Annotated in this window: 30 protein-coding genes; 28 read left to right on the forward strand and 2 right to left on the reverse strand. The window is 43.3% G+C overall.

The window, feature by feature from the left end:
- Positions 1 to 7 precede the first annotated feature (7 nt).
- A complete protein-coding gene (locus CCC70_RS13320) occupies positions 8 to 1591 on the reverse strand; it encodes a glucose-6-phosphate isomerase (RefSeq protein ID WP_287085043.1) in 1584 nt (527 codons plus the stop codon).
- A 314-nt stretch (positions 1592 to 1905) separates the two neighbouring features.
- Here CCC70_RS13320 and CCC70_RS13325 point away from each other — a divergent pair, with 314 nt between their 5' ends.
- From CCC70_RS13325 to rsfS, 18 genes are all read left to right on the forward strand, one after another.
- The gene (locus tag CCC70_RS13325) at positions 1906 to 3222 is read left to right on the forward strand and encodes a Na+/H+ antiporter NhaC family protein (protein ID WP_114001687.1); all 1317 of its coding nucleotides are present in this window, start codon (positions 1906 to 1908) and stop codon (positions 3220 to 3222) included.
- Complete coding sequence (locus CCC70_RS13330; protein ID WP_270389449.1) at positions 3219 to 3920, forward strand: DNA alkylation repair protein; 702 nt, start codon at positions 3219 to 3221, stop codon at positions 3918 to 3920. The genes CCC70_RS13325 and CCC70_RS13330 overlap by 4 nt, the downstream gene beginning before the upstream one ends.
- A gap of 21 nt (positions 3921 to 3941) precedes the next feature.
- Positions 3942 to 5390 (forward strand): DNA/RNA helicase domain-containing protein, encoded by a 1449-nt coding sequence (locus CCC70_RS13335; RefSeq protein ID WP_287085044.1) that lies wholly within the window; start codon positions 3942 to 3944, stop codon positions 5388 to 5390.
- 39 nt (positions 5391 to 5429) lie between these two features.
- Complete coding sequence (locus CCC70_RS13340) at positions 5430 to 6356, forward strand: AEC family transporter (protein ID WP_022427259.1); 927 nt, start codon at positions 5430 to 5432, stop codon at positions 6354 to 6356.
- A gap of 22 nt (positions 6357 to 6378) precedes the next feature.
- Entirely contained in the window at positions 6379 to 6840 is a 462-nt protein-coding gene (locus tag CCC70_RS13345) for an NUDIX hydrolase (protein WP_022427260.1), read from the forward strand.
- Between the two features lie 32 nt (positions 6841 to 6872).
- Positions 6873 to 7079, forward strand: a complete 207-nt coding sequence (locus CCC70_RS13350; RefSeq protein ID WP_287085045.1) for a hypothetical protein — start codon at positions 6873 to 6875, stop codon at positions 7077 to 7079.
- Positions 7080 to 7301: 222 nt separating this feature from the next.
- On the forward strand, positions 7302 to 7526 hold the full coding sequence (locus CCC70_RS16755; RefSeq protein ID WP_442859737.1) for an alpha/beta hydrolase: 225 nt from the start codon (positions 7302 to 7304) through the stop codon (positions 7524 to 7526).
- 434 nt (positions 7527 to 7960) lie between these two features.
- Positions 7961 to 9832 carry a TIGR03960 family B12-binding radical SAM protein gene (locus CCC70_RS13355; protein ID WP_270389444.1) on the forward strand — a complete coding sequence of 624 codons (1872 nt, stop codon included), beginning with the start codon at positions 7961 to 7963 and terminating at the stop codon, positions 9830 to 9832.
- Positions 9807 to 10523 (forward strand): TIGR03936 family radical SAM-associated protein, encoded by a 717-nt coding sequence (locus CCC70_RS13360; protein WP_334292737.1) that lies wholly within the window; start codon positions 9807 to 9809, stop codon positions 10521 to 10523. Before CCC70_RS13355 ends, CCC70_RS13360 begins: the two co-directional genes overlap by 26 nt.
- Complete coding sequence (locus CCC70_RS13365) at positions 10507 to 11730, forward strand: ribonuclease E/G (RefSeq protein WP_334296286.1); 1224 nt, start codon at positions 10507 to 10509, stop codon at positions 11728 to 11730. The genes CCC70_RS13360 and CCC70_RS13365 overlap by 17 nt, the downstream gene beginning before the upstream one ends.
- A 141-nt stretch (positions 11731 to 11871) precedes the next feature.
- Positions 11872 to 12177 (forward strand): 50S ribosomal protein L21, encoded by a 306-nt coding sequence (gene rplU / locus CCC70_RS13370; protein WP_015525170.1) that lies wholly within the window; start codon positions 11872 to 11874, stop codon positions 12175 to 12177.
- Positions 12178 to 12189: 12 nt separating this feature from the next.
- On the forward strand, positions 12190 to 12510 hold the full coding sequence (locus tag CCC70_RS13375; RefSeq protein WP_015525169.1) for a ribosomal-processing cysteine protease Prp: 321 nt from the start codon (positions 12190 to 12192) through the stop codon (positions 12508 to 12510).
- Between the two features lie 5 nt (positions 12511 to 12515).
- Entirely contained in the window at positions 12516 to 12803 is a 288-nt protein-coding gene (gene rpmA, locus CCC70_RS13380) for a 50S ribosomal protein L27 (protein WP_015525168.1), read from the forward strand.
- Between the two features lie 64 nt (positions 12804 to 12867).
- The gene (obgE, locus tag CCC70_RS13385) at positions 12868 to 14160 is read left to right on the forward strand and encodes a GTPase ObgE (protein WP_114001606.1); all 1293 of its coding nucleotides are present in this window, start codon (positions 12868 to 12870) and stop codon (positions 14158 to 14160) included.
- An 11-nt stretch (positions 14161 to 14171) separates the two neighbouring features.
- A complete protein-coding gene (gene yhbY / locus CCC70_RS13390; RefSeq protein ID WP_021978046.1) occupies positions 14172 to 14462 on the forward strand; it encodes a ribosome assembly RNA-binding protein YhbY in 291 nt (96 codons plus the stop codon).
- 16 nt (positions 14463 to 14478) lie between these two features.
- Positions 14479 to 15120, forward strand: a complete 642-nt coding sequence (gene nadD, locus CCC70_RS13395; RefSeq protein ID WP_287085047.1) for a nicotinate-nucleotide adenylyltransferase — start codon at positions 14479 to 14481, stop codon at positions 15118 to 15120.
- Positions 15107 to 15721 carry a bis(5'-nucleosyl)-tetraphosphatase (symmetrical) YqeK gene (gene yqeK / locus CCC70_RS13400; RefSeq protein ID WP_015525164.1) on the forward strand — a complete coding sequence of 205 codons (615 nt, stop codon included), beginning with the start codon at positions 15107 to 15109 and terminating at the stop codon, positions 15719 to 15721. Before nadD ends, yqeK begins: the two co-directional genes overlap by 14 nt.
- 6 nt (positions 15722 to 15727) lie before the next feature.
- Positions 15728 to 16093 carry a ribosome silencing factor gene (gene rsfS / locus CCC70_RS13405; RefSeq protein ID WP_015525163.1) on the forward strand — a complete coding sequence of 122 codons (366 nt, stop codon included), beginning with the start codon at positions 15728 to 15730 and terminating at the stop codon, positions 16091 to 16093.
- Between the two features lie 175 nt (positions 16094 to 16268).
- Here the strand turns inward: rsfS and lexA are convergent, their stop codons facing one another.
- Entirely contained in the window at positions 16269 to 16889 is a 621-nt protein-coding gene (lexA, locus tag CCC70_RS13410; protein WP_015525162.1) for a transcriptional repressor LexA, read from the reverse strand.
- A gap of 214 nt (positions 16890 to 17103) precedes the next feature.
- On the opposite strand from lexA, the gene CCC70_RS13415 reads away from it, so the two are divergent.
- From CCC70_RS13415 to dtd, 10 genes are all read left to right on the forward strand, one after another.
- Positions 17104 to 18546 carry an HlyD family efflux transporter periplasmic adaptor subunit gene (locus CCC70_RS13415; protein ID WP_270389436.1) on the forward strand — a complete coding sequence of 481 codons (1443 nt, stop codon included), beginning with the start codon at positions 17104 to 17106 and terminating at the stop codon, positions 18544 to 18546.
- Positions 18547 to 18565: 19 nt separating this feature from the next.
- The gene (locus CCC70_RS13420) at positions 18566 to 19258 is read left to right on the forward strand and encodes a YggS family pyridoxal phosphate-dependent enzyme (protein ID WP_015525161.1); all 693 of its coding nucleotides are present in this window, start codon (positions 18566 to 18568) and stop codon (positions 19256 to 19258) included.
- A 24-nt stretch (positions 19259 to 19282) separates the two neighbouring features.
- Entirely contained in the window at positions 19283 to 19936 is a 654-nt protein-coding gene (locus CCC70_RS13425; protein WP_287085048.1) for a cell division protein SepF, read from the forward strand.
- Positions 19937 to 19940: 4 nt separating this feature from the next.
- A complete protein-coding gene (locus CCC70_RS13430; protein WP_021652062.1) occupies positions 19941 to 20693 on the forward strand; it encodes a YlmH family RNA-binding protein in 753 nt (250 codons plus the stop codon).
- Between the two features lie 20 nt (positions 20694 to 20713).
- Positions 20714 to 21805: a 3-dehydroquinate synthase gene (gene aroB, locus CCC70_RS13435; protein WP_092069990.1), complete on the forward strand. Its 1092-nt coding sequence runs from the start codon at positions 20714 to 20716 to the stop codon at positions 21803 to 21805.
- A gap of 62 nt (positions 21806 to 21867) precedes the next feature.
- A complete protein-coding gene (gene lspA / locus CCC70_RS13440) occupies positions 21868 to 22338 on the forward strand; it encodes a signal peptidase II (RefSeq protein WP_242872557.1) in 471 nt (156 codons plus the stop codon).
- Positions 22339 to 22385: 47 nt separating this feature from the next.
- The gene (locus tag CCC70_RS13445; RefSeq protein WP_015525156.1) at positions 22386 to 23300 is read left to right on the forward strand and encodes an RluA family pseudouridine synthase; all 915 of its coding nucleotides are present in this window, start codon (positions 22386 to 22388) and stop codon (positions 23298 to 23300) included.
- Positions 23301 to 23402: 102 nt separating this feature from the next.
- Complete coding sequence (locus tag CCC70_RS13450) at positions 23403 to 24044, forward strand: cytidylate kinase-like family protein (RefSeq protein WP_022427272.1); 642 nt, start codon at positions 23403 to 23405, stop codon at positions 24042 to 24044.
- A gap of 170 nt (positions 24045 to 24214) precedes the next feature.
- On the forward strand, positions 24215 to 25642 hold the full coding sequence (locus CCC70_RS13455; RefSeq protein ID WP_092069996.1) for an AI-2E family transporter: 1428 nt from the start codon (positions 24215 to 24217) through the stop codon (positions 25640 to 25642).
- Positions 25639 to 26088, forward strand: coding sequence for a D-aminoacyl-tRNA deacylase (dtd, locus tag CCC70_RS13460; protein ID WP_015525153.1), 450 nt, complete (start codon positions 25639 to 25641; stop codon positions 26086 to 26088). Before CCC70_RS13455 ends, dtd begins: the two co-directional genes overlap by 4 nt.
- Positions 26089 to 26291: the final 203 nt, after the last annotated feature.

Here is a 26291-nt window from a genome sequence, read left to right on the forward strand (position 1 = left end):
CTGTTTATCAGATATCAAGAAGATCACTGTAAACTTTCAGTGCTCCGTCTGTATCATGAGCGAGAACACGTTTTGCAAGAACCTTACCAAGCTGTACACCCTCCTGGTCAAAGCTGTTCAGGTTCCATACAAAGCCCTGGAACATGATCTTGTTCTCAAAGTGTGCAAGAAGCGCACCCAGAGACTTCGGTGTAAGTTCCTCACCAATAATGATACTGGAAGGACGTCCGCCCTTGAAGTTTTTGTTCAGGTTCTCATCTTCTTTTCCACATGCAAAAGCAACGATCTGTGCTGCAACGTTTGCACAGAGCTTCTGCTGGCTTGTGCTGTTTTCGATATCAACATCAACACCAAGCTGGCTCTTCTTAAAGCCGATGAACTGAAGCGGAACAATATTAGTTCCCTGATGCAGAAGCTGGTAGAAGGAGTGCTGTCCGTTGGTTCCTGGCTCACCAAAGATCACCGGTCCGGTCACATAATCCACCGGCTCACCAAAGCGGTTTACAGATTTACCGTTAGACTCCATATCACACTGCTGAAGATGAGCAGGGAAGCGGCTTAATGCCTGTGAGTATGGTAAAACTGCAGTAGAAGGATATCCCTGTACATTTCTCTCATAAACGCCGATCAGGGCATCCAGCATATCCGGGTTCTCAAGAATGTTCTTATTTGTTGCAAGCTTATCCTCCTCGGCAGCTCCGTCAAGCAGCTCTGCGAATACTTCCGGTCCGAATGCCAGGGAAAGGATTGCTCCGCCTACACCGGAAACAGAAGAATAACGTCCGCCGATATAATCATCCATAAAGATTGCGGTAAGGTAGTCATCGCTCTTTGCCAGAGGAGAAGTCTCACTGGTTACTGCAAGCATATGCTTGGACGGGTTTAAGCCGGCTTTTGTGAGAGCGTCTTTTACGAATGCCTCGTTAGTCAGAGTCTCGAGGGTTGTACCGGATTTGGATACAACGATGAAAAGAGAGTGAGCAAGATCTACAGATGCAAGAACAGCAGCTGCATCATCCGGGTCAACGTTGCTGATGAATTTTGCTTCCATCTTGAAGGTGTTGTTTGCCTTTGCCCAGTTTTCAAGTGCGATATATAATGCACGCGGTCCCAGGTCACTTCCGCCGATACCGATCTGTACAACCGTAGTGAATTTCTCACCGGCTTCATTTGTGATCTCGCCTGCATGTACTTTGTTTGCAAAATCTGCAGCTTTCTTCTGCTGAGCTACATAGAATTCTCGCTTGTCCACACCGTCAACAACAACAGGCTCGCCAAGCTGTGTACGTGCAAGATGATGAAGGACCATACGTTTCTCGCCTGTGTTGATCACTGCGCCGTTATATAATTCCTGGAATTTTTCGATCAGTTCTGCCTCATCAGCCAGTTTGGAAAGTGCGTCAAGAACGGTCTCGTCCACTTCCTTAGCTGCGTAATTGTAAGCCAGACCTGCTGCCATCGGTACGCTGTACTTCTTTACACGTTCTGCACCCTGCTCGCCGGACATTGCTTCTGCAATGTTCACGTGATCTTTCAGACCGTTAAGTTTGCTGTAAGAAGCAAGAGTGTCCAGATTTTTCCATATTGCCATAATCATATTCCTCCTTTAATGACTGTGATCAGAGATATCAACATAAATCCTTCGGATATCTTTTTCACAATTGTCTACAGCCAATTATACTGAAAAAAGCTCTGGATTTCAACGGAAGGAACGATTTAATTGGTGAAAATCTTGTTAAATAAGGTAAAAAATATCAGAGATAACAGGATCGTGACGGAAATATGAAGAAGTTTCCGTCAGCAACAGGACAGGAATGGGGAAATATGATATGATAGAAAACAGATCACCCGGAGAAAAAAGCCGGGAAAATAATAAGTGATGAAGGGAATTGTTTTATGGAGGAAATGAAGAAAAAAGGAAATGTGATCGCACTGCTGCCTATCGGTGTTTTTCTGGTCCTGTATCTGGGACTGGGGATTTTGTTTGAGTATGTGATGAAGATCCCTATGGGATTTTATAATGTACCGATCGTTGTGGCTTTTCTGTCTGCGATCCTGGTGGCATGTGTTCAGAACAGAACGATCAGCTTTGACAGAAAGCTGGAGCTTATGGCAAAAGGAGTAGGAGATAAAAATATCATCACCATGCTTCTGATCTTTCTGACCGCAGGCTCTTTTGTGGGTGTTGTGGGGCGCAGCAGTGCAGAAAGTGTGGCCTACTGTATGCTTTCTCTGATACCGGCACGTTTTTCTGTTGCGGTATTGTTTGTAGTTGCCTGCTTCGTATCTGTGGCTATGGGAACTTCCGTTGGGACGATCACGCTTCTTACCCCTATTGCGGTAGCGGTTTCCAAAGCTTCCGGTTTTGATATGGCATTTTGCGTGGCATCGGTGATGGGAGGAGCCATGTTTGGTGACAATCTTTCTTTTATTTCTGATACCACGATCGCAGCCTGCAACGGTCAGGGCTGTCAAATGAAAGATAAATTCCGGGAAAATTTCTGGATCGCATTTCCGGCAGCTGTTGTTACACTGCTCCTGATCCTTATTCTGTCTTTTCAGACAGAGATTCAGGGAAGAGTGGTACAGGATTATCATCTTGTGCAGATCCTTCCGTATGTTTTGGTGCTGATCGGCGGGATTATCGGCATCAATGTATTTGTGGTACTTCTGATCGGAATTGTCTCCGGAGCATTTATCATGCTTCTTGGAGGACATATCACGCCAGTGGAGCTTCTGACAAATATTGGCTCCGGTGTTTCCGGGATGTTTGAGACCTGTATGGTGGCTATCCTTGTAGCAGCCATGTGTGCGCTGATCCGGGAGCATGGAGGCTTTGAAGCACTGCTTTCCGGAATACAGAGAGTTTTTAAAGGGAAAAAAGGCGGACTTCTTGGTATGGGACTTCTGGTTGGAACTATGGATATCGCAACAGCCAATAATACGGTGGCCATTGTTATGGCCAACCCCATTGCAAAGGAAATGGCGCTGGAATATAAGATCACTTCCAGAAAGACAGCTTCTATCCTGGATACATTTTCCTGTATTTTCCAGGGGGTGATCCCATATGGAGCCCAGATGCTGGTTGCCATTTCTGCGGCAAAGGAACTGGGATTTGAGCTTTCTGCTTTTCAGATCATGCCGAAACTGTTTTACCCCATGCTTCTGCTTGTGAGTTCTCTGATCGCGATCTTTGGTATAAAAGGCGGGGATGATAAATGAATCAGGAAGAGATGATCCGGGATGTCCGGAAAAGACTGTTTGAAATGCAGGATACAGGATATCGGGATTTTCATGCAAGGCTGGTTCCGACTGTGGAGAAAGAAAAGATCATCGGTATCCGGACACCGATACTCCGGAAATTTGCAAAAGAATTTGGAAAAACAGAAAGATCCGAAATGTTCCTGAAGGTTCTTCCTCATCAGTATTATGAGGAAAATAATCTCCATGGTCTGCTGATCGAGCAGATCAGAGATTATGATAAATGTCTGGGAGAACTGGAGTGTTTTCTTCCGCATATTGATAACTGGGCGACCTGTGATCTGCTGACGCTCCATATGATGAAAAAACACCGTGATATATTTATCCGGGAGGTTTATCGCTGGATGGAGTCGGATAAGCCTTATACCATCCGGTTCGGGATCAGTATGCTGATGCGTCATTATCTGGATGAAGAATTTAAACCAGAATATGCTGAGAAAGTGGCATCCATCCGCTCGGAAGAATATTATGTAAATATGATGCGAGCCTGGTATTTTGCTACAGCGCTGGCAAAACAGTATGAGAAGATCCTTCCATTCCTGGAAGAGCAGAGAATGGATATCTGGACTCATAACAAGACGATCCAGAAATCCATTGAAAGCTACCGGATCACACAAGAGCAGAAGGATCATCTCAGGACACTGCGGATAAAGAAATAAACAGCAGGTAAGGGTTGGAATATGAAGGCAATATCGATCTATGCACTTACAAGAAATCAGAATATGGAATGTGTCCAGAAGCTGGAACGCCAGCTTTCCGGCAGAGATTTTTTTCTCAGGATCAAAGAGTGGGAACTGGAAAGTATGAAAGCACTGGTGAAGCAACTGGAACTGCATATGGAGGAAGTGTATAAGCTGCGCTTTTTCTATTCGTTTCAGATCCCGAAGCTTGGAAAGGAGTTCGATCTTCTTCAGATCAAAGATGACCAGATCGTGAATATTGAACTGAAAAGCGGCATTGTGTCGGACGAGGCTATCCGGAGACAGCTGATCCAGAACCGGTATTATCTGTCTGTTTTTGGAAAACCGATCCTGTCGTATACCTATATCAGCAGTGAAGATCATCTGGTGAGACTGACCAATCATGATCACATTGTGGAGGGGGACTGGAAACAGCTATGTATTGCATTGGGGAAAGAAAGCCCGGACTATGAGGGAGATATCGAGGATCTGTTTCAGGCAGAGCTTTATCTGATCTCTCCGCTGACAGAACCGGAGCGTTTTCTCAAAAAAGAGTATTTCCTTACTTCCCAGCAGAGAGATATTGAACGGCAGATTCTGAAGAGAATACGTGGAGAAAGAGGAGGATATTTCTGGTTCAGCGGACTTCCAGGAACCGGAAAAACATTGCTGCTTTATGATATTGCGATGAAGTTGTCCGTGCGCCAGAGAGTCTGTATCATTCACTGTGGAGAGGCGGGAAAAGAATGGAAGATTCTTCATGAACGTCTGCGGCGGATAGATTTTCTGGCAGATACTCAGCTGGACGGAACGACGGATCTTGGCTGTTACAGCAGCATTCTGGTAGATGAAGCACATCTTCTGTCCCTGGAAAAATTATCGGTTCTGCTTACATGGAGTGAGAACAGGCCGGTGATCTTTTCCAGTGATTCCGAGGATGTGATCTCACCGGAAGAGATGGATCGTAGCATTGTGGAAAGCCTGGGAAATCTGTCGGAGATCCAGAAATTCCATCTGACAAACCGGATCCGTACCAATGCGGAACTTTCCTCTTTTATCCAGAACATGATGCACCTGCCGGAAAAAAGAAGCCCCAGATGGTATCCGCATATTGCAGTGGTGTATGCCAATAATGACCGCGAGGTGGAAAATTTTCTGAATGATTTTGCGGGACAGGGATATCAGCAGCGGATGCCAGAGGGTTCTGGACAGCTTGGTATCCAGGCAGTGAGAGATGCGGAGAAGATCGTTGTATTGCTGGATGAACAGTATTATTACGACGAAAAAGGATATTTAAGATCCAGGTGCTCTGCGGAAAAATATTCCAGTGTACGAAAACTTTTTCATCTTTTGAATCAGGCGAAAGAGAGCCTGGCTCTGGTGGTGAGAGAGAATATGGCGGTATATGAAGTGATGATGGAGATTTTGCAGATGCACAGAAACAGATAAAAACAAAAGATTAAAGACAATGGAGAGGAAGACAGAGGGATGGAAGTTTTGGAGATTGTTTTGCCTGTACTGGCGATGATCATTCTTGGAATCCTGTGCAGAAAATGGAAACTTTTAGATCAGAGTGGTGTCAATAACATGAAAACACTGGTAACAAATATTATGCTTCCTGTGGCAATTTTTCATGCACTGGCAACAGCAGAGTACAGTGGAAAGATCGGAATTCTGGTTCTGATCATGTTTGTGATGCTCTTGATTTCATTTGGGGCAGGATTCTGGATGAAAAGATTTATGGACGAGCCATATAAGAAATATCTTCCGTTTCTGATCTGTATCTATGAAGGTGGAATGATGGCTTACCCGTTGTATACAAGTCTTTGTGGCAGCGAAAATCTTTCACAGATTGCAGTGCTGGATATTGCGGGACTTCTTTTTGGATTCAGTGTGTATATGGGAATGCTGGGACAGACGGAAAACGGGGAAAAGATCAATGCAAAAAGCCTGTTTTACAGTGCATTGCGAACCCCTGCTTTTATAGGAACGGTTCTTGGAATTATTGTGGGACTGACACGAATGATCACCCGGCTTCTGGACAGTCCTTTTGGCAATTGTTATCTCAGTGTGGAGAATATTCTGACAACGGCCATTACGCCGATTATTCTTATTGTAGTTGGGTACAGTATGGAACTTGCGCCGGAACTTATCAGCCCCTGCCTCAAAACCATATTGCTGAGAGTCCTTTTGCAGGCAGTGATGATTGCGGGAGTTCTCATGGCAGTAAAATATTTGGTAGGAGGTTCCAGGCTTCTGAACCTGGCGGTTATTACATATATGTCCTCGCCTGCTACATTCAGTATGCAGACTTTTCTGAGAAAGAAAGAGAGCAGTGCTTATGCATCCACAACAAATTCTCTGTATTGTGTGGTCTCAATCCTGGTTTATATCACACTGGCAGTGGCAGGATGATGGAACTGAAAGAAGGGATCAAATGACGACAACGACATTATGTTATATAGAAAACGATGATAAATTCCTGATGCTTCACAGAGTAAAAAAACAGGATGATATGAATGAGGGCAAATGGATCGGCGTTGGCGGGCATGTGGAAAGTCAGGAAACTCCGGAAGAATGCCTTGTTCGTGAGGTGAAAGAGGAAACAGGGCTGACACTTACCTCCTATAAGTTCCGTGGCCTGGTGACATTTATAAACAGTGAATGCGAATCAGAACTTATGTGTGTGTTCACGGCCGATGAATATACAGGAGAACTGATTGAATGTGATGAGGGAGAACTTTGCTGGGTTGACAAAGCCATGGTGCCGAATCTTCCGGCATGGGAGGGGGATCAGGTATTTCTTGATCTGCTCCTTTCAGGAGAAAAACGCTTTTTTTCTGTAAAATTGCAGTATGAAGGTGACAGACTTGTAGAGAAGAAAATTCATTTGTATTAATAGTAGATTGTTTCATAGCTGGAGGGGAAATCATGTTTAATAAAATGATTGCACAGCAAACCGCAAAAAAAGAAAAACTTCTTGATAATTTTCTGAAAAAACATGAAGCGGAATATCCGTTTCCGGAAGATGTGGAACTCATTTGTGACATTGACTATATGGGAGATGGAAAGCCCTGTCATTTCATGGATATTTACCGTCCCCGAAATACCGGAAGCGTTGTTTCCGCAGATTCTTAAGGATCTGATGACAGGAATGGGAAATGCAAAGAGATATTTTGAAACCTATGATGGTGAATGAGAACATATTTATATGACAGGAACCAGTGCGGGGGCGAGCCTGTGCGTATATCTGGCCGCTATGTTAAAAAGTCCTGAATTGGCAAAGGCTTTTCAGGTTGTTCCAAATGATCTGAAAATTCGGGCGCTGGGTCTGGCAAGTGGAATGTATTCAAAGAAATTATCCGAAACCTGCCACCGTCATTTCTGGTCACAGCTTATGGAGATACTCTTCGAAATTACAGCAGACAGTATGCAAAAGCGATAAAAAAAGCCGGTGTGATCTGTCATCTTGAAGATTATGAGGTGGACAAAAAACTTCCGCATGCTTTTAGTACAACTTTTCCTGAAATGGAGGAAAGTAAATGTGCAAATACGCAGATGGTGGAATTTCTTCTTAAATACTGATGAAATGCCAGGAAACCTTACTGGAGTCCGGATCCGGATTATTCTCCCTGCACAAGGATGCAATCGCTATATACAGTTAAGAACACAATTTTCTTGAAATCCTAACCATAGATGATTATAATAGGGAGAAGGTATGTCAATTTTGTGCTATTAGTGATATTTGGCATTGTATTGTATTTTAATATACAAAATGCCATTTTTCTTTACGATAAGTTCGCGAAAATCCGCAGGATATTAACTGTTTGAGGGTAATGATAACCGTTGTTGGCAAGTTGAAAAAATGTCCATTTTTGACCAAACGGGGTTTTGGGCATCATTTTATAGCAACTTTTTACACAAGAATTGGCTTACAAATATAAACATTTTTGATGTTTCACTGAATTTTATATCTTTAAATTCTTTGTGAAATATTACTAATTTTAGAAAGGAATAGAATGAGAAAATTAGCATTAAGTGATGAAATTTTGCTCAAAGTTGATAAAGCTGCCCGCTATATTGGCGGCGAAGTCAACTCTGTAATGAAAGATAAAAATGAGGTAGAAATTCGTTTTGCAATGTGCTTCCCGGATGTCTACGAGATCGGCATGTCAAACCTGGGCATGATGATTCTCTATAACATGTTCAACCAGCGTGAGGATGTATGGTGTGAGCGTCTCTTTTCTCCATGGCCGGATCTGGATAAGGTGATGAGGGAGAAGAAGATTCCGTTGTTTGCACTGGAATCCCAGGAACCGATCCGGGATTTTGATTTTCTTGGAATTACGATTGGGTACGAAATGTGCTACACCAATATTCTGCAGGTACTGGATCTCAGTGGTATCCCGTTGAAGAGCGCAGACCGTGGTGAGGATTTCCCTATTGTGATTGGTGGCGGTGCCTGTGCGTATAATCCGGAGCCGCTGGCACCTTTTTTTGATATGTTTTATATCGGAGAAGGGGAAACGGTTTATGATGCACTTTTTGATGCATACAAGGCCAATAAAAAGGTTGGAGGCAGCAGGAGAGATTTCCTTCTGGCAGCAGCTAAGATTCCTGGAATTTATGTTCCGTCTCTCTATGAAGTTACCTATAAAGAAGATGGTACGATCGCATCCTTTGCACCGACGGCGGATGGTGTTCCTGAGAAGGTCCAGAAACAGCTGATCATTGATATGGAAAAGGAATATCGTGCTGTGGAGGCACCGGTCGTTCCTCACATTAAGGCAACACAGGATCGTGTAACTCTTGAGATCCAGAGAGGATGCATTCGAGGCTGTCGTTTCTGCCAGGCAGGTATGATCTATCGTCCGACCCGTGAACGTGATGTGGAGACTTTGAAGGAATCGGCGCGTATCATGCTGAAAAATACAGGACACGAAGAGATTTCCCTTAGTTCCTTAAGCTCCAGTGACTATTCCCAGCTGAAAGAACTGGTAAACTTCCTGATCGAAGAGTTTCATGGAAAGGCTGTTAATATTTCCTTACCATCTCTCAGGATCGATGCGTTTGCACTGGATGTTATGAGTAAAGTGCAGGATGTAAAGAAAAGCAGCCTGACTTTTGCTCCGGAGGCCGGTTCTCAGCGACTTCGTGACGTTATCAACAAAGGTCTGACAGAGGAAGTGATCCTCCATGGTGCGGGCGAAGCATTCAAGGGTGGCTGGAATCAGGTGAAGCTTTACTTTATGCTCGGTCTTCCCACAGAAACAGAAGACGATATGAAAGGGATTGCTCATCTGGCACAGAAGATCGCAGAGACCTATTATGAGGTAGTTCCGAAAGAACAGCGTAAAGGTAAGGTACAGATCAACGTCAGCACATCTTTCTTTGTGCCGAAGCCGTTTACCCCATTTCAGTGGGCACCAATGTATACAGAGCAGGATTTTGTGGAAAAAGCCAAGGTGGTTAAAAATGAAGTCCGCGCCCAGCTGAATCAGAGAAGTATCCGTTATAACTGGCATGAACCGGATGTAACAGCGCTGGAAGGTTTCCTTGCACGTGGTGACAGACGCTGTGCGGATGTAATTTTAAAAGCTTATGAAAAAGGTGCCCTTTACGATGCCTGGACAGAAAATTTTGATTATGATATCTGGAAGGAAGCTATGGCTGAATGCGGAGTGGATATGACATTCTACACACTTCGTGAAAGAAGCCTGGATGAGATCCTTCCATGGGATTTCATTGATACCGGTGTCAGCCGCAGATTCCTGGAGCGTGAATGGCAGCGTGCAAAAGAGGGTGTTGTGACGGAAAACTGCCGTCAGAAATGTTCTGCATGTGGAGCTATGAAATTTAAAGGAGGTGTCTGCCTTGAAGGTAAGAATTAAATTCAGCAAAGAGGGCCCTATGAAGTTTGTGGGACATCTGGATACCATGCGTTATTTCCAGAAAGCACTTCGTCGTGCAGAGCTTCCGGTAGCGTTTTCCGGTGGATACAGCCCGCATATGATCATGTCTTTTGCGGTTCCACTTGGAGTGGGGATGGAGAGTCTCGGAGATTATTTTGACCTGGAAATGGCAGAAGATATGCCTACTGCAGAGATCGCAGCCCGTCTGGAGGAACAGATGGCAGAGGGGATGCATATCGTTAGCGTCCGCAAGGTAGAGGATGGAAAAGCGGGTAAAGCGATGGCACTGGTGGCAGCAGCAGATTATCTTGTGGAATTCCGTCCGGGCAAAGAGCCTTCTATTGACTGGAAAAGCCGTGTGAAAGAATTTCTGGCACAGCCGGAGATCAAAGTGACCAAGCAGACCAAGCGCAGCGAAAAGGAGATCGATCTTCGTCCGAATATCTATAAAATGGAAGTAAGAGAGAATGGGTTCTTTTATATGCTGGCATCTGCAAGCTCTAATTATACGAAGCCGGAGATGGTAACAAACACATTTTTCCACTGGATTGGAGAAGAACTTCCGGAATTTGCCTTCACAGTGAAACGTCTGGAAATGTATGCCGATAAAGGAGAAAATGCAAGCCCACGTTTTGTGACTCTGGAATCATTAGGTGAGGAAATTGAGTAAACTGATCATAACAAGAATGGAGATCCATGGTGTGCCCTGTACAGTAGCGGCTCTTTCGGAGGAGGAACGGATCGTTGAGATCCGACTGGAATCCGATCAGGAAAAATCCATTCTTGGAAATATATACACCGGACAGGTCGAAAATATCGCATCCAATATCCAGGCGGCTTTTGTGCAGATCGAGCCTGGAAAGAGATGCTACTATTCTCTTGCAGAGGCACAGAGAGCTGTTTTTTCCGCAGGAAGAAAAGGAAACGGACCATTGCGGCCTGGAGATGAGCTCCTGGTACAGGTGAGCAGGGATGCCATGAAGGGAAAACTTCCGGCACTGACATCCAATCTGAATTTTACGGGAAGATATCTTGTTCTCACTACAGGCGATAAAAAGTTTGGTCTGTCTTCCAAGCTGGCACTGGAAGATCGCCATCGCCTCAGCGGATGGCTGAAAGAGGAAGCAGAGCGTCCGGATAAGGAATTCGGTATCATTGTCCGGACCAATGCCGCAGACGCTTCCAAAGAAGAGATCCTGAAGGAACTGGAGTGGCTGAAGGGCCGCTACCATAAAGCCGTAGTTCAGGGACGGAACCGTACCTGTTTCAGTCTTGTACTGGAGACAGAACCATTTTATGTGGCTGCTGTGAGGGATGCTTATGGTCGTGACCTGGATGAGATCATTACCGATGTGCCGGAAATCAGAGAAATGATCCTGGGATATCTGGAAGAGATCAGCCCGGAGCTTAAAGAAAAGTTTCGTTTTTATCAGGACAAACTTCTTCCGCTTTATAAGCTGTATCGCGTGGAAACCGCACTGGATGCGATCCAGAAAGAAAAAGTATGGCTGAACAGCGGCGGATTTCTGGTGATCCAGCAGACGGAGGCCTTTGTATCCATTGATGTAAACAGTGGAAAATATACCGGAAAGAAGAAAATGGAAGAAACCTTCCGTAAGATCAATCTGGAAGCGGCTGCGGAGATCGGCCGGCAGTTACGGCTGCGTAATCTTTCAGGTATTATCCTGATCGATTTTATCAACATGGAAAATCCGGATCACAGAGATGAACTCTTTCATGTTTTACAGAAGCTCCTCAGAAAAGATCCGATAAAGAGCAGGGCCATTGATATCACACCATTGCATATCCTGGAAATGACCAGAAAGAAAGTAAGACGTCCGGTGATCGAGGACATTCGGGAGCTTACAAAAAAATAATAAAAATATCAAAAAAACTATTGACATAACAGTATGTCACTGTTATGATAATCGAGTATGCCGCACAAAGAGGTTAAAGAGCTTCAGTTTCAGAACAGGAGCCACCGAATTTGGCGAGTAAATAATTAGGAGGTGCCACAGATGTACGCAATTATTGCAACAGGTGGTAAACAGTACAAGGTTGCCGAGGGTGACGTAATTAAAGTTGAAAAGCTCGGTGTAGAAGCTGGTGAAACCGTAACATTTGACAACGTAATCGCAGTCAGCAATGACGGATTAAAGGTTGGCGAGGATGTAAAAGATGCCAGTGTTACCGCTTCTGTAGTTGAAAACGGTAAGAATCGCAAGGTCATCGTTTACAAATACAAACGCAAAACTGGATATCACAAGAAAAACGGACACAGACAGCAGTACACCAAGGTTAAGATCGAAAAGATTAACGGTTAATCTGGTGTCATCATGATTACAATTAAAGTCAGAAAGAAAAACGGATCTTACGAAGAATTTATTTCGAAGGGACATGCCGGTTATGCAGAAGCCGGACAGGATATTGTCTGTGCTGCGGTATCTGCACTGATCATTACCACGGTGAATTCTCTTGAGAAATTCACAGATGATAAATTTGATGTGCAGGAAAAGGATGGATTTGTTTCCATTCATTTCAGAAATGATCTTTCTGAACGGGGGATGCTCCTTATGGATTCCTTACTTCTCGGTCTGACGGAAATTGCTGGTAGTTATAACAATCGATATTTGACAGTAAAAGTCAAGGAGGTGTAACAACAATGATGAAGATGAACCTTCAGTTATTCGCACATAAAAAGGGAGTTGGTTCTACAAAGAACGGTCGTGATTCCGAGTCTAAGAGATTAGGTGCGAAAAGAGCAGACGGACAGTTTGTAAAAGCCGGAAACATTCTTTACAGACAGCGCGGAACCAAGATTCACCCAGGTGAAAACGTAGGCTGCGGTAAAGACTATACTTTATTTGCACTTACAGACGGAGTCGTAAGATTCACAAGAAAAGGTCGCGATAAGAAACAGGTTTCTATCGTTCCTGTAGACGCAGAGTAATGAAATAGGTAAAAGGCTTCAAATCGATCCGGTTTGGAGCCTTTTTTTGGAATAGAGGTGTAATATGTTTGCAGATAGAGCAAGGATCATTATCCGCTCCGGTAAAGGCGGCGACGGACATGTAAGCTTCCGACGTGAGCTGTATGTACCCAATGGCGGGCCGGATGGCGGCGATGGTGGCCGTGGTGGTGATGTGATTTTTGAGATTGACGAGGGCCAGAATACTCTCGGAGACTACAGACACAGAAGAAAATATAAAGCTGAGGATGGCCAGGAAGGCGGTAAAAAACGCTGCCATGGTGCAGACGGTAAGGATGTGGTCCTGAAGGTTCCGGAAGGTACGGTGATCATGGATGCGGAATCCGGCAAGGTCATCGCGGATATGTCCGGTGAGAATCGCAGACAGATCGTATTAAAAGGCGGTCGTGGTGGAAAAGGCAATCAGCACTATGCAACAGCTACCATGCAGGTACCGAAATATGCCCAGCCTGGACAGCCGGCTCAGGAACTTGAGGTTCTCCTTGAGCTTAAAGTGATCGCAGATGTTGGTCTGGTAGGCTTTCCGAATGTAGGTAAATCTACCTTCCTTTCCCGTGTGACAAATGCACAGCCGAAGATCGCCAACTATCATTTCACAACGTTGAGCCCTAATCTTGGAGTTGTAGATACTGATAACGGTGGTTTTGTTATCGCTGATATCCCGGGACTGATCGAGGGTGCATCAGAAGGTGTGGGACTTGGACATGAATTCCTCCGTCATATTGAGCGTACACGAGTTATCATCCACATTGTAGATGCCGCTTCCGTAGAAGGTCGTGATCCAGTGGAGGATATCCACAAGATCAATAAAGAACTGGAGGCCTACAATCCGGAAATTGCAGCAAGACCGCAGGTGATCGCAGCTAACAAGATTGACTGTATTTTTGATGATGGCGAAGAAAGCCCTATTGATCAACTGAAAGCAGAATTTGAGCCACAGGGTATTTCGGTTTATCCAATCTCAGCCGTTACCGGGCAGGGTGTTAGAGAACTCCTTTTCCATGTGAAAGAGCTTCTGGATAAGAGCCCGATGAAACCGGTAGTGTTTGAACAGGAATTCTTCCCGGAAGATGTTCTTGTAAATGAAAATCTTCCGTTTACTGTGGAGCGCAGCGAGGAAGATCCGGAAGTATTCCTTGTGGAAGGTCCTAAGATTGAAAAAATGCTTGGCTATACAAATCTGGATTCTGAAAAGGGATTTGCCTTCTTCCAGAAATTCCTGAAAGAGGGCGGTATCCTGGAGGAACTGGAAAAAGCCGGTATCCAGGAAGGCGACACGGTTCGTATGTATGGCTTTGATTTTGATTATTATAAATAAGAGGTATGACAATGACAAGTAAGCAGAGAGCATATTTAAAAGGCCTTGCCATGACAATGGATCCGATCCTTCAGCTTGGCAAGGGTGGTCTTACTCCTGAAAATACCGCTGCTGTTGAGGAAGCTCTTGCAGCAAGAGAGCTGATCAAGATCAGCGTTCTTCAGAACTGTCTGGAGGATCCACGTGAAATGGCACAGGTTCTTGCAGAGAGAACAAGATCTCAGGTAGTACAGGTGATCGGTAAAAAGATCGTTCTCTACAGAGAAGGTAAAAAGGACAAGAAAAAAATTATTCTTCCGTAATCTCGGGAGGTTATAAATGAGCAAAGCAACAAAAAAAATAGGAATCATGGGTGGTACTTTTGATCCCATTCATATGGGGCATTTGATCCTGGGAGAAAAAGCCTATGAACAGCTTGAGCTTAATAAAGTTTTGTTCATGCCCTGCGGAAATCCACCTCATAAACGGAACCGTAAGGGCAGAGCGACTGATGAACAGCGTGCGGAAATGGTCCGTCTTGCCATAGAGGATAATCCTCACTTTGAGCTGTCTCTGATCGAGATGCATGAGGAAGGCTATACGTATACTTACCGGACTCTGGAACAGCTGAATAAAGCGAATCCGGACACAGAGTATTATTTTATCATCGGTGCAGATTCGCTTTTTAATTTTGATACCTGGATGGAACCGGAACGCATTTGTCAGGAAGCAGTACTGGTAGTGGCAACCAGAGATCATACTCCATTGAAGGAACTTGATCAGCAGATGCAACTTCTGTCACAGAAGTATAACGGGAATTTTATTCGACTGGATACCATGAATATTGATGTTTCCAGTGAGCTGCTCCGTTCCTGGCATGAAAGCGGGCAGAGTCTCCGCTATTATGTTCCCCAGCCTGTGATTTCCTATATTGAGAAAAACGATATCTATAAAGGAAATGATTCAGATGGGGAAATATGATTTTATCAAGATAAAAAAGAAACTTTCCAAATATCTGGATGAGGCCAGATTTGAGCATACAATGGGGGTTATGTACACTTGTGCTGCGCTTGCCATGGTTTATGATTATGATCTGGAGGATGCACAGGCTGCAGGACTTCTTCATGACAGTGCAAAGTGTATTCCTAATAAAAAGAAACTGAAGCTGTGCAGCCAGCATGATATTCCGGTATCAGATTTTGAAAAGGATCATCCGTTTCTTCTTCATGCCAAACTGGGGGCTTATGTGGCCAGCAGTAAATATGATATTAAAGACGAAGAGATCCTGACAGCGATCACTTATCATACAACAGGAAGACCGGGAATGAGCCTTCTTGAGAAGATCGTATATATTTCAGACTATATTGAACCAATGCGTGACAAAGCTCCGAATCTTGCGAAGGTGCGAAAGATTGCTTTTGAAGATCTGGATGAGTGTATGTATGAGATTTTAAAGGATACACTGGAATATCTGGAGGAAAATCCCAAGGAAATCGACAGTACGACCAGGGATGCTTATGTTTATTATAAAGAACTCCATGACAGAAAAATGCAGGATGCAGCCAACAGACAGGAGGATTAAAATTCTATGAGTATCGAAAAAGAGATGGTCCGGATCGCCTGCAAGGCACTGGATGATAAAAAAGCAAAGGATATCAAGATCATTGATATCCATGAGGTTTCCGTGATCGCAGATTATTTTGTGATCGCAAGTGCTTCCAACCAGAATCAGGTACAGGCAATGGTTGACAATGCAGATGAAATGCTTGGCCGTGCCGGATATGAAGCAAAACAGATCGAGGGAACCAGAAACTCCAGCTGGGTCCTCATGGATTACGGTGACATGATCATCCATATCTTTGATGAGGAAAACAGACTTTTCTACGATCTTGAGAGGATCTGGAGAGACGGCAAGATTCTTGATGCGGAAGAATTTCTTGGTGAGAATGAGTAAAATTTGTTATATTAGTTTACTGTAAAAATATTATGTTAACTAAATAAGAGGGAATCAAAAAGCAGAAGTTTTCTGCTGAAAAAGAAAAGAGAGATATCTTTGTGGGGCTGTACAGCTACCTTAAAGATATCTCTCTTTTTAGATTACATTACATTGGGATCTGTTGTTTATATTTTCATGAAAAGAAACGAAATACACCAAATACTTTGCCGAGGATCTGCAGATTACCGGTGATGATGATCGGTTCCATATTGTCGTTCTCCGGCTGAAGTCGATAATAACCATTTTCTTTGTAGAAAGTCTTAACTGTTGCAGAATCATCGATCAGAGCAACTACCATGTCGCCGTTTTCTGCTGTTGCCTGCTGCTTTACAAGGACCTGATCTCCATCAAAAATACCTGCATTGATCATACTGTCGCCTTTGACAGTCAGCATGAAACTTTGTTCATTGGGCATATATTCAGCCGGGATCGGAAAGTAAGCATCGATATTTTCCACTGCCAGGATCGGCTGTCCGGCAGCAACAGTGCCTACAAGAGGAACATTGACAACCTCGCGGCGAACCAGATTGAAATTATCATCAATGATCTCGATCGCACGGGGTTTGGTGGCATCTCTGCGGATATATCCGTTTTTTTCCAGAGCTTCCAGATGGGAGTGAACGGAAGATGTGGATTTCAGGTTTACTGCTTCACAGATTTCACGGACGGAGGGCGGAAAACCTCTGTTAAGGATTTCATTTTTCATATAATCCAGTATTTCCTGCTGCTTTTTACTGATTCTGCCATATGTCATGTGTACTTACCTCCCTGGGTTGATTTTATCTGCTGTCGACCATAATATGACAGCATCACGAAATTATATTTTGAATAGTATAACATACTTTTGAAAAAATGGCAAACGGATATTCGGAAAGTATGTTCGCACGTTTTAAAGCTTGTATTCATTTAAATAAAATGTTACAATAAAACGAACTTTAAGAGATGAACGATGTAAAGGAGGCATTCATTTGCCGGATAATAAAGTACATTCCGGAAAAACTCCGGGATTCTTAGCAAAGCTTCGTAAAATTTTTGGTCTGAACATTGGAACTGTAATGTTCGGAGCAATTTTTATCTATATGATCTTTAGTGTGATTCTTTATCTTACAGCTTCTCATATGGAATCTTATCAGGTTCCCTCCGGTCCGTTATCCATGAATGAGACATACACAGGGCTGGCGATCATGACAGAGAACGTAGTGCAGGCAGATGCGGGCGGTTACGTTACATATTACGCAAGGGAAGGTACCAAGATTAATGCCAACGGTGCTGTCTACAGCCTGAACAGTTCAAGATCTGCAGACAATGTAACCTCTCTGAGCAGAGAGGAGCTGGCGGATATACGCAGTAATATGCAAAGCTTTTCCAAAGGATTTGATCCCAGCAAATTCAACAGTGCCTATAGTTTTAAATATCAGCTCAATGGAAGCATCCTTCAGTATGCTTCAGACAGTTCGGGAGCTTCTTCTGCAAGCACGACGTCTGAAGATGGAGAGGAAGCCACAGTTACAACTATAGTTTCCAGTGATCCGAATATCCGCCGTGCGCAGACAGATGGGATCATCCTGTATTCTACAGATGGCTACGAAACCAAAACCGTTGATAATGTCACAGCTGCTGATTTTGATCAGAATTCCTATCAGGAAACGGATCTGAAAACAGATGGACAGATAAAGGCCGGAGATGATATTTATACGATCATTACAGATGAACGCTGGAGTCTTTTGATCCCTTTAAGTGAGAAGCAGGCTGCTAATCTGAAGGAGCGTACATCGATCCGCGTCAAGTTCCTGAAAGATGATCTGACGCAGACAGGAGACTTTTCGATCATGGAAATCGATGGGGCTAAATACGGTAAGATTGATTTTAATAAGGGACTGATCCGATATGCGTCAGACCGGTTTCTGGAAATAGAACTTGTCACGAACAATGTGACAGGTTTAAAGATCCCGTTATCTTCTATTGTAACGAAGGAGTTTTATGCAATACCTTCCAAATATCTTACGACGGATGATGAAACACAGCAGTCCGGATTTATGCTTTCCGGCAGAAATAAAAAGGGCGACAGTACGACAACCTTTGTCAGTGCCGGTATCTATGGCCGTGATGAGATCACAGACAAAGAAACACAGGAAACAAGCTATATTTATTACGTAGACAAGAATAAATTTAAAGAAGGCGATGCTCTTGTTGATCCGGATAGTGGAGAGAAGTTTATCATCGGAGATACAGAAGTTCTGGAGGGAGTTTTCTGTGTCAATCAGGGATATGCGGTATTCCGCCGGATCGAGATCCTGGATGAAAATGAGGAATATGCGGTTGTATCAAAGGAAACCTATAATGGGCTTGTCCGATATGACCGTATTGTGAAAAATGCAGATAAAGTAAGTGAACAGGATATACTTTACTGATTAAAGGAGGATTTATATCATGGTAGCGGAAAATTTGGCACAGGTGCAGAAAAATATTAATGAATCCTGCAATAAAATTAACAGAGATCCGAATGAAGTCACACTGATCGCAGTAAGCAAAACCAAACCGGTGGAGATGCTGAAGGAGGCTTATGATGCCGGAGCACGTGTCTTTGGAGAGAACAAAGTGCAGGAGATCGTGGATAAATATGATCAGATGCCTTCAGATGTCAAATGGCATATGATCGGACATCTTCAGCGTAATAAAGTAAAATATATTGTGGATAAAGTTGCAATGATCCATTCTGTAGATTCGCTTCGCCTGGCCGAGACGATTGAAAAAGAAGCAGCGAAAAAAGCGGTTATTGTTCCGATCCTTATAGAAGTAAATGTAGCGCAGGAAGAAAGTAAATTTGGTCTGAAACCGGAAGAAGTTTTACCGCTTATAGAACAGATCGCAGATTTTTCACACATTCGGATAAAGGGGCTCATGACAATTGCTCCCTATGTTGATAATGCAGAGGAAAATCGCGAAATTTTCCGTGAACTTAAGAAATTAAGTGTTGACATTGCTGCTAAAAACATTAATAATGTTACTATGAGTGTTCTGAGTATGGGAATGACCGGAGATTACATGGTTGCCGTACAGGAGGGCGCTACGATGGTGCGTGTAGGCACTGGTATTTTTGGTGCAAGAAATTACGCATTATAAGACTAATAAGATTGGAGATTTAAAATGGGCGTTTTAGACAAGTTTTTAGATGCCATCAAACTGAACGACGATTATGACGATGACGAATTGTTAGATGATAGCCTTCTTGAGGATGAGGACGATTATGATGACGATTTCCTCGATGAAGATGATGATATGGAAGAGAAACCAAAGAAGAAATTTTTTGAGAAATTTTCCAAGAAAAAAAATGACGAGGAAGAGGATTTTCTGGATGATGAGCCGGAAGATGAAACGGTTAAGGCACCTGTTGCCAAGTCATCTGCAAAGACAGCTGCAGCCAAGGCCCCGACAAGGCAGGAACGTATTTCCAGACCGGCACCTTCTTCCAAGATTACCCCAATGCGTACAAGCAAGCGTTCTTCCCAGGCTGCAAATATGGAAGTTTGTGTGATCAAGCCTACAACCATGGAGGAAGCAAGAGAAATTGCGGATACACTGGTCGATAATTCTACCGTGATCCTGAATCTTGAAGGAATCGATGTGGAGCTTGCACAGAGGATCATCGATTTTACTTCCGGTGCATGTTATTCACTTGGAGGAAGCCTTCAGCAGGTATCCAGCTATATTTTTGTACTTGGACCATATAATGTAGATATTACAGGTGATCTTCAGAATATCCTTGGCGGTTCTGTGCCGTCTGTTAGAGTGGGTTATTAACCTCATGGATAAAGAAGAACTTTTTGTTAAGAGAATCCGTGAACTGGCAAATCTGGCCTATCAGAGAGATATTACCACATTTACGGATTTTCTTAATTTAAATGAACGAAATATTTTAAACAGTCAGAATTTTCATAAGCTGGGTGTTACAGCGGAAGGTTTTGGCGGATATGAGAATGCAGAGCGTCAGATGGTAGCCTTTCACCCTGATGCTCTTGCTTTTACATGGGATTATCCCATTGATTGTATCCGGCTTGAGCCAAAAGCAGTGAAATTTTCAGAAGATCTGACACATCGGGATTATTTGGGAGCGATCCTGAATCTTGGGGTTGACAGGAGTGTTGTTGGGGATATTCTTATAGAAGATCATACTGCGAGCTTTTTCTGTCTGCGTCAGATGACAGATTTTTTTCTGGAGAATCTGTGTCGTGTAAGACATACCACAGTTGTGGCGTCGAAGATAGAAGATCCGGGTGATCTTCCGAGGCCGGAACTGAAACCAGTTAGTGGAACCTGTGCGTCCGTACGCCTGGATTCTCTGATTGCACTGGCTTTTGGGACTTCCAGAAGCAGTATTGTGCATTGTATTGAAGAAGGGCTTGTTTTTGTAAATGGAAAACTGATCACATCCAATGGTTATGAGCCCAAAGAGGGAGACATCATATCCGTTCGGAAAAAGGGACGTTTTATTTATGATGGAGTATCCCGTCAGACAAAAAAAGGACGTCTTGGGGTACGGATTCTGCTTTATATCTGAACAGCTAGGAGGAAAACGCAATGACAGCATCAAAATTACTTGTAAAACGAGAAGGTGATTTCCATTATCCCATCTGTTTTGAAGAAGATTTTTCTAATCTGGCACAGGTTATGAAGGAAGAAGGACTTGTTGACAGAAAAATCTGCATTGTAACAGATTCTAATGTGGGACCACTGTATGAAGAATCTGTAAAGCAGGTTTTAAGTGAGGTAAGTTCCGATATTTCTGTGTTCACCTTTGAGGCAGGAGAAAAAAACAAAAACCTTAATACCGTTTCGGCATTGTATCAGGCCCTGATCCAAAATGGTCTTGACCGAAAAAGTCTGCTTGTTGCATTAGGCGGTGGTGTGGTAGGGGACCTTACCGGATTTGGCGCGGCAACTTATCTCAGGGGGATTGACTTCATTCAGGTACCGACAACACTGCTTGCACAGGTAGACAGCAGCGTTGGCGGAAAAACTGGCGTAGATTTTCAGCAGTACAAAAACATGGTAGGAGCTTTTCACCAGCCACGTCTTGTATATATGAATCTAAGCACTCTTTCTTCGCTTCCGGCAGAACAGTTTGCCTGCGGAATGGGTGAGATTTTAAAAACAGGATTGATCTGTGATGGAGATTTTTTCCGCTATGTATGCTGTGAGCAGAAAGGGATCAAAAAGCTGGATATGGAACAGATTGCCAGAATGGTACGCAGATGCTGTGAGATCAAAGCAGGCGTTGTGGAGCGTGATCCTAAGGAACAGGGAGAGCGTGCGCTTCTTAACCTGGGACATACTGTGGGGCATGCAGTAGAAAAACTTAAGAATTTCACCCTGCTCCACGGACAGTGTGTGGGAGTCGGACTGGTGGCAGCGGCATATCTTTCCATGAAACGAGGACTTCTGACCAAAGAGGAATATCAGGAAATCTGCCAGGGATGTTCGGATTACGATCTTCCGGTGCATGTAGATGGTCTTATCCCGGAAGAAGTTCTTTCCGCAACAAAGAAAGACAAAAAAATGGAACAGGGACATATCAGGTTTATCCTGATGGATGGTATCGGAAAAAGCTTTATCGACAAAACAGTTACCGATGAAGAAATGCTTTCCTGTATTCAGGAGATAACTCTATGATCAGTCGTGTTAACCATCATCAGAAAATGTCTTTTAGTAAGTGTATGTCGGGGGACATTTTTTTGCTGATCTTACTCGTGGCTGCGGATCAGGGAGCAAAATGGCTGTCATATCTGTATCTGAAAGGACAACCATCGGTTTCGCTGATTCCTGGCGTACTTGAACTTCATTATCTCTATCCGGAAAACAGGGGAATTGCGTTTGGAATGTTTCAGGGAAGTGTACTCTTTTTTGCCATTGTGAGTGTACTGTTTCTGGGAGTGATCCTCTATGCATGGATCCGTATTCCGAAAGAGCGGTTTTATCTGCCGTTGCTCACCATTGCTACAGTACTTGCAGCTGGTGCACTGGGAAATTTTATCGATCGTTTTTTCAGAGGGTATGTGATCGATTTTATCTATTTCTCCCTGATCGATTTTCCGGTATTTAATCTTGCGGATGTTTATGTGGTTGTAAGTGGAATTTTTCTGATCCTGTTTGTATGCACGAAATACAGAGATGATGATTTTGCGTTTCTGAATATCAAACAGTGATCCGGGCAGAGATATAATGCATTTATCTGTTCTTGTAGGAGATATAAATGGAAATATATGATTATACAGTAGAAAAAGAAGAATCAGGTATACGAATCGACCGCTATCTTGCTGAGAAAGACAGCGGTCTTTCCAGGTCTTTCCTTCAGAAACTTCTGAAAGAAGGACAGATTACCGTGGGAGAGAAGGCTGCCAAATCTAATTATAAGGTCCGTGAAAATGACAGGATCCATCTGGAGATCCCGGATTCCAGTGAGCCGGATATCGTTCCGGAGGATATTCCGTTGGATATTCTTTACGAGGATGAAGATGTACTGATCGTTAATAAGCCCAAAGGGATGGTTGTACATCCTGCAGCCGGGCATTATCAGGGAACACTGGTCAATGCTGTTATGGCACATTGTGGTGACAGCCTTTCCGGTATTAACGGAGTGATGCGGCCTGGAATTGTCCACAGAATTGATAAGGATACCACCGGGGCACTGTTGGTATGCAAAAATGATATTGCTCACCGGGATCTGGCAGAACAGCTGAAATGTCACAGTATCCGCAGACGCTACCGGGCAGTTGTGCAGGGAAATCTGAAAGAGGATGAGGGAACCATAGAGGGACCTATTGGACGGCATCCGACAGATCGTAAAAAAATGGCCATCAATCATAAAAATGGTAAAGATGCAATAACACATTACAAAGTGCTGGAACGTTTTGGCGAGGCCACGTATGTGGAATGTCGTCTTGAAACAGGTCGTACCCACCAGATCCGTGTGCACATGGCCAGTATCGGACATCCGCTTCTTGGGGACACGGTGTATGGTTCATCCAGAAATCCCTATCATCTGGAGGGACAGGCACTTCATGCAATGATCCTTGGATTTGTTCATCCACGTACCGGGGAATATATGGAATTTACAGCCCCACTTCCGGAATATTTTGTTAAATTGCTGACAAAATTGCGAAAATAGCTGGAAAACTTGTGGAATATAGTGTATAATAACTATATTAAAGAGGAAGCGGAGTTAATATTTGCAAATTCGCTGAATCTGAGCAGAAAGGATGTGGCTGTTATGAGTAACAATACAACAAGTTCTATTATTACTATCGGTCGTAAATATGGCAGCGCCGGAAGACAGATCGGCCAGGAAGTTGCTAAATATTTTGGAATCAAATGCTATGATAAAGAGCTGCTGGAGCACGCAGCCAATGACAGTGGGATCTGCAAGGAGCTGTTTGAGCATCATGATGAGAAGCCAACAAACAGTTTTCTTTATTCTCTTGTAATGGATACTTATTCATTTGGGTATTCCTCAGCCGGATTTACAGACATGCCTATGAACCATAAGATTTTTCTTGCACAGTTTGAGGCAATCAAGAAGCTGGCTTCAGAAGGTCCCTGTGTAATGGTCGGCAGATGTGCGGATTATGCACTTGCAGATAATCCGGATTGTTTCAGTGTATTTGTTCATGCAAACCTTGACTGGCGTATCAACCGTATTGCTCAGAAATACAATAAAAATGCCAAAGAGGCCAAGGACATGATCAACAAAACAGACAAAAGCCGTTCCAGCTACTATAATTATTATACCAACAAGAAATGGGGATCTGCGGACAGCTATAATCTTTGTCTGGATAGCAGCAAGCTTGGCATTGATGGAACTGCGAAGGCAATTATCGAAGCCATTCACATTTATGACAGCCTGAAAAAATAAACATCAGATTTTTAGGCACCCTGCCATTTTATGGCGGGGTGTTTTCTGTATCAGCGCGATACCCTGAAGTCGGAATTTATCTTTGCAGGTTATTGGAAAATAATGTTTATGTTTTTTTTAGACACAAACCAGAGATGCTATGTTATAATCACTTGGTGGAGGAAATTACTATGAAAATTCGTTGGAACCATCGCTATGTGCAGTTAGGTGTGACTGCATTTCTGGTTATTGCTGCCAGTATTTTATTTTATTACGGGATTTTCCATATGAAATCTCTGATCACCGGAATTAAAACATTTTTCGGTATTATGGCGCCGATCATTTACGGAGCTGCCATAGCATATCTGCTAACCCCCATTGTTAATTTTTTGGAGCGGAAGATCATTTTTCCGATTTTTGAAAAAAGGAATAAAACACTTCAGAAAAAGGGGAGGAAAGTAGTACGCTGGATCTGTGTGATCCTTTCTGTATTTCTTATGTTTCTGGTCATTTATGCCCTTGTCATGATGATCCTTCCTCAATTGATTCGAAGCATCATGAATATTATCTACAGTTTTCCTCATTATGTAAGTGTAGTGGAAAACTGGTTAAATTCCGTCGTGGAAAAGGGATGGAAATTGAATCCGGATATGATCAGCCAGATCAATCAGTATTCCAGCAGATTACAGGAGTATCTGACAAATACGATCCTTCCCCAGATGCAGTTTATGATGAAAAATATATCCGCAAGCTTTCTGGATCTTCTTGTTTTTTTGAAGAATTTCCTTATTGGAGCGATCGTATCTCTTTATATACTGGCGGATAAAGAGGGATTTGTTGCCAAGGCAAAAATGGCTGTTTATGCAGTTCTTCCAACCAAATGGGCAACCTTTCTTGTTCATTCCATGCGTTTTACGCATAAAACCTTTGGTGGATTTATCAGCGGAAAGATCCTGGATTCCGCAATTATCGGTGTATTGTGTTATGTTGGAACATCGATCATCGGAACCCCATATGCGATTCTGGTCAGTGTGATCGTTGGAGTTACAAATGTTATTCCGTTTTTCGGGCCATATTTGGGAGCAGTTCCGTGTTTTCTTCTTATTTTGCTGGTAGATCCCATTCAGAGCTTGTATTTCCTGATCTTTATTTTGATCCTTCAGCAGTTTGACGGAAATATTCTTGGACCAAAGATCCTGGGTGAGTCGACCGGACTGTCCAGCTTTATGGTTATTGTTGCAATCATGGTCGGTGGTGGTTTATTTGGAGTTCCGGGAATGATCGTTGGAGTTCCGGTATTTGCTGTGCTGAATGCTGCTGTATGGAAGCTGATCGGACGTAGTCTTGATGAAAAAGATATGTCTGCAGATGCTGAGTTTTATAGAGATATTGATTGTGTAGACCCCGTTTCCGGAAAGGTCCTGCCAATGCCGGTGAAAAAATCCGTATCAAAAGCACAGGAAGTTACAGTAAAAGCGGAAAAAAACAGAATCTGGTCCGGGGCTTGGGATGAAATTAAACGAATGTTTACATTTTTAGTTAAATTTATTCAGGCGAAATATATAGGCTTTCGATTGAAGCAGAAAAACAGACGGAGACGGAGGAAGAACAGGTTATGAAATTTGTAATTCAGCGTGTAAATCATGCAGAAGTCAAAGTAGACGGAGAAATTGTCGGAAAAATCGGAAAAGGGTTTCTTGTTCTGATCGGCGTTGGCCGTGAGGACACCAAAGAGGATGCAGACTGGTATCTGAAAAAGCTTCTGGGACTTCGTATTTTTGAGGATGAAAATGGAAAGACCAATTTGTCCCTGGCGGATGTAAACGGGGAATTGCTTTTGGTTTCACAGTTTACCTTATATGCAAACTGCCGTAAGGGAAACCGTCCAAGCTTTATAGAAGCCGGTGCACCGGATGAAGCAAATAAATTATATGAATATATTATTTCGGAAGCCAGTAAACAGGTTCCGGTTGTGGAACACGGAATTTTTGGTGCAGATATGAAAGTATCTTTGGAAAATGACGGGCCGTTTACCGTTATTTTTGATGAAAACCTCAGAGGGTAACGACAAATAATAATAAAAAGTGCTTCCATAAGGAGGCACTTTATTTACTTGAAAATTTATCAAAAACAGGCAATTTTGCAGGAAGTAGCTGTTTATGCTACCCATCTATTTGAAAAACTCGGGTTTGTCGTATAGATATAGATGAGTGTAAAACCACTTCTTTTAACAGGTGTTTCAGGTATTTCCTGCAAATTATGTAAAAT

The sequence above is a fragment of the Blautia sp. LMAG:89 genome (assembly GCF_008679485.1).
Taxonomy (GTDB): Bacteria; Bacillota; Clostridia; order Lachnospirales; family Lachnospiraceae; genus Blautia_A; species Blautia_A fusiformis.